The following is a 3,583-nucleotide window of genomic DNA, read 5'->3' on the forward strand; positions in this document are numbered from 1 at the left end:
CTGCGATTGGGCCATTGGGCCTGCCTCGACGCTCAGCGGCCCGCCACCCGCCTGGGTCCGCAGGGCCGCAACTTTCGTGCGGTGATCGCGGTCGGCGATCGCATCATCACCTCGACAGCGGCCGCAAGCGGTCCGGTGGCCGCGCTGACCGCGATGCTGCACGAGCACGGCGTCAGGCTGGAGATGCTGAGGTTTCACCAGATGCACTCAGGCGAGCACACCGCAACGTTCATCTGCGGTAGCAACGGAATGCGCGCCGAGTGGGCGATGGGCTGGGCCGAAGCTCCCACCGAGTCCGCGCTGCGAGCCGTCATCGCGTGCGCCAACCGGCTGTTGACCTGTGGCGAGCAGGCGCGAAAGCACCCCTGAAATGCGTTTTAGGCGCTTTTGCGTCGGTTCGCGCTTAGAGCGGCCGCAGCACGATCGGCATGCCATCCATCGGAATCGGCATGCCGCCGTAGTCCCACTTCGCCTTGTACCCCGGGCGGGGCAGTTCCAGCCGGTACTGGCGCAGCAGCCGGTGCAGGATCGTCTTGATCTCTAACTGGCCGAACACCATCCCGATGCACTTGTGCGCGCCGCCACCGAACGGCGTGAACGCATAGCGGTGCCGCTTGTGCTCGTTGCGTGGCTCGGTGAACCGGTCCGGATCGAATTTCAGCGGGTCGGTCCAGATTTCCGCCAGTCGGTGATTCATTCCCGGGTAGGCGATCACATTGGTGCCCTCGGGCAGGTAGTAGCCCAACAGTTCGGTGTCGCGCACGGTCCGCCGCATGGCCCACTGCACGGGCGTGACGATCCGGATCGACTCGTTCATCACCAGGTCCAGCGATTCGAGCTTTTCCAGCGCCTCGATGTGCAGTGGAGCGTCGCCGAGGCGGTCGGATTCGTCGCGGCAGCGCTCCTGCCAGTCAGGGTGGGCGGCCAGGTGGTAAGCCATCGTCGTCGCCGTCGACGTCGAGGTGTCGTGGGCCGCCATCATCAGGAAGATCATGTGGTTGACGATGTCCTCGTCGGAGAACTTGTTGCCGTCCTCGTCCTCGGTGTGGCACAACACCGACAGCAGGTCGTTGCCGTCCTTGCCGCGTTGTTCCTTCACTCGCTCGCGGAAGTAGTTCTCCAGCAGTTCGCGTGCCTTGAGGCCGCGCCACCAGGTGAACGGCGGCACGCTGGTGCGGATGATCGCGTTGCCGGCCCGGGTGGTGATCGTGAACGCCTTGTTCACCTTGGTCACCAGCTCCTTGTCGGTGCCCGGCTCGTGGCCCATGAACACCATCGAGGCGATGTCGAGCGTCAGTTCCTTCATCGCCGGATACAGCAGAAACCGCGCGTCGTTGACGACCCAGTCGTTGGCCACCACCTGCGAGACGACTTTGTCCATCTGCTCGACATAGCCGACCAGCCGGGAGCGCACGAACGCCTCCTGCATGATCCGTCGGTGGTACAGGTGCTCGTCGAAGTCCAGCAGCATCAACCCCCGACGGAAAAACGGCCCGATCACCGGGACCCAGCCCTGCTGCGAGTAGTCCTTGTTGCGGTTCGAGTAGATGGCCTGGATGGCATCAGGGCCCAGTGCCGCCACCGCTGGCAGCCATGGCGAATCCCCGTACACCAGAGGGCCTTTCGTGGTGTACAGGTGCAACAAGTAGTCCGGTCCTCCGCGCATCATCTCGATCATGTGGCCGAGGATTGGCAGCCCCGCATCGCCCATGACCGGCTTGAGCCCACTGCCCGGGGGCGGCTCGGCAAGCTTCTTTTGCGGGAACTCGGTGCGCAGCAGCCTGTGTTCGACGGCACCCATGCCCGGGAAGTTGGTGATCGACGGGGTGAACCGCCGCTTCGCCTGATCGAGGAGATAGTGCGGGGTGCTGATGGTCGGCATCGACGCTCCTTACCCGATTGTGGCAGCCGTCACTGCAATCCATCTTTTCGGCCAGACTTGACGGCTGTCAAGTTTTCTTTTGGGCCGCCGTGGTGCATGGTCGAAGAGTGAGCACTCAGCAGGACACCCGCGCCGCCGACGCCCGGAATCGGGGCGCGTCGGCTCCACAACGGAGGGGCGATAAACAGCGACAGGCCATCCTGCAAGCGGTGCGTGAACTGCTCGAGGAAAAGCCGTTCGCAGAACTGTCGGTCAGCACGATCAGCGACCGCGCCGGTGTTGCCCGGTCCGGGTTCTACTTCTATTTCGACTCCAAATACGCGGTGCTCGCCCAGATCCTGGCGGAAGCCACACACGAGCTCGAAGAGCTCACCCACTACTTCGCGCCCCGAGGGCCGGACGAATCGCCGGCGGCTTTTGCCAAGCGGATGGTCGGCAGCGCCGCCGAGGTGTACGCCCACAACGACCCGGTGATGTCGGCGTGCAATGCCGCCCGCAACACCGACGCCGAGATCCGCGAGATTCTCGATCAGCAGGTCGACTCGGTGATCGCGCAAATCATCGGCGTCGTCGACGAGGAGATCAAAGCCGGAACCGCGCATCCGATCAGCGACGATATCCCGGCCTTGGTCCGCACTTTGGCGGCGACAACCGCGCTGATGCTCTCCGGCGACGCAACGTTTTTGGGTGCTGACCGCGACGTGCAGCGCGGCATCAGGGTCCTTGAGCAGCTGTGGCTCAATGCCTTGTGGGGCGGTCGGGCGGGCGACTAGCACTACGCCGGTATCGTCTACCGCCATGGCGCGGACAAGCTTTGCGGGCAAGAGGTGTTTTCTCACCGGCGCGGCCAGCGGCATCGGCCGTGCGACCGCGTTGCGGCTCGCCGCGCAGGGCGCCGAGCTGTACCTGACCGACCGCAACGCCGACGGTCTGGCCGAAACGGTGGCCGACGCCCGCGCGCTCGGCGGGCAGGTGCCCGAGCACCGCTCGCTCGATGTCGCCGACTATCACCAAGTGGCCTCGTTCGCCGCCGACATTCACACCCGGCAGCAAAGCATGGACCTCGTGATGAACATCGCAGGGGTGTCGGCGTGGGGAACGGTCGACCAGCTCAGCCATGAGCAGTGGAGCAAGCTGGTCGCGATCAACCTGATGGGTCCGATCCACGTGATCGAGTCGTTTATCCCGCCGATGATGGCGGCCGGCCGCGGCGGGCATCTGGTCAACGTGTCATCGGCGGCCGGGCTGGTTGCGTTGCCCTGGCATGCTGCCTACAGCGCAAGCAAATACGGCTTGCGCGGACTTTCCGAGGTGCTGCGCTTCGATCTGGCCCGCCACCATATTGGCGTGTCTGTGGTGGTGCCCGGGGCAGTCAACACCCCGCTGGTCAACACGGTCGAAATCGCCGGGGTAGACCGCGACGATCCCAGAGTGAAGCGCTGGGTGGACCGCTTCAGCGGCCATGCCGTGTCGCCGGAGAAAGCGGCCGAAAAGATCCTGGCCGGCATCGCGAAAAACCGCTTCCTGATCTACACGTCCGCCGATATTCGGGCGTTGTATGCGTTCAAACGGGTGGCGTGGTGGCCCTACAGCGTGGCGATGCGTCAAGTCAACGTGGTCTTTACCCGCGCGCTGCGGCCGTCGGCACTGCCGCGCTGACCCGTCGGCGATCGCAAGCGCGGCGAAGCCGGGCGCAGCGGG

4 protein-coding genes are annotated in these 3,583 nt (G+C 65.0%); 3 read left to right on the plus strand and 1 reads right to left on the minus strand.

Annotation, left to right across the window (positions count from 1 at the left end):
• A partial coding sequence (locus tag VFA16_RS21930) for a homocitrate synthase (protein WP_324969858.1) occupies nucleotides 1–369 on the plus strand: 369 nt, incomplete at its 5' end.
• 34 nt (nucleotides 370–403) lie between these two features.
• Here the strand turns inward: VFA16_RS21930 and VFA16_RS21935 are convergent.
• Nucleotides 404–1,882, minus strand: a complete 1,479-nt coding sequence (locus tag VFA16_RS21935; protein ID WP_324969859.1) for a cytochrome P450 — start codon at nucleotides 1,880–1,882, stop codon at nucleotides 404–406.
• A gap of 107 nt (nucleotides 1,883–1,989) precedes the next feature.
• On the opposite strand from VFA16_RS21935, the gene VFA16_RS21940 reads away from it, so the two are divergent.
• Nucleotides 1,990–2,655, plus strand: coding sequence for a TetR/AcrR family transcriptional regulator (locus VFA16_RS21940; RefSeq protein WP_324969860.1), 666 nt, complete (start codon nucleotides 1,990–1,992; stop codon nucleotides 2,653–2,655).
• Nucleotides 2,656–2,680: 25 nt separating this feature from the next.
• Nucleotides 2,681–3,541: an SDR family oxidoreductase gene (locus VFA16_RS21945; protein ID WP_324969861.1), complete on the plus strand. Its 861-nt coding sequence runs from the start codon at nucleotides 2,681–2,683 to the stop codon at nucleotides 3,539–3,541.
• Nucleotides 3,542–3,583: the final 42 nt, after the last annotated feature.

Origin of the sequence: Mycobacterium sp., from assembly GCF_035653355.1 — a bacterium.
Lineage (GTDB): Bacteria > Actinomycetota > Actinomycetes > Mycobacteriales > Mycobacteriaceae > Mycobacterium.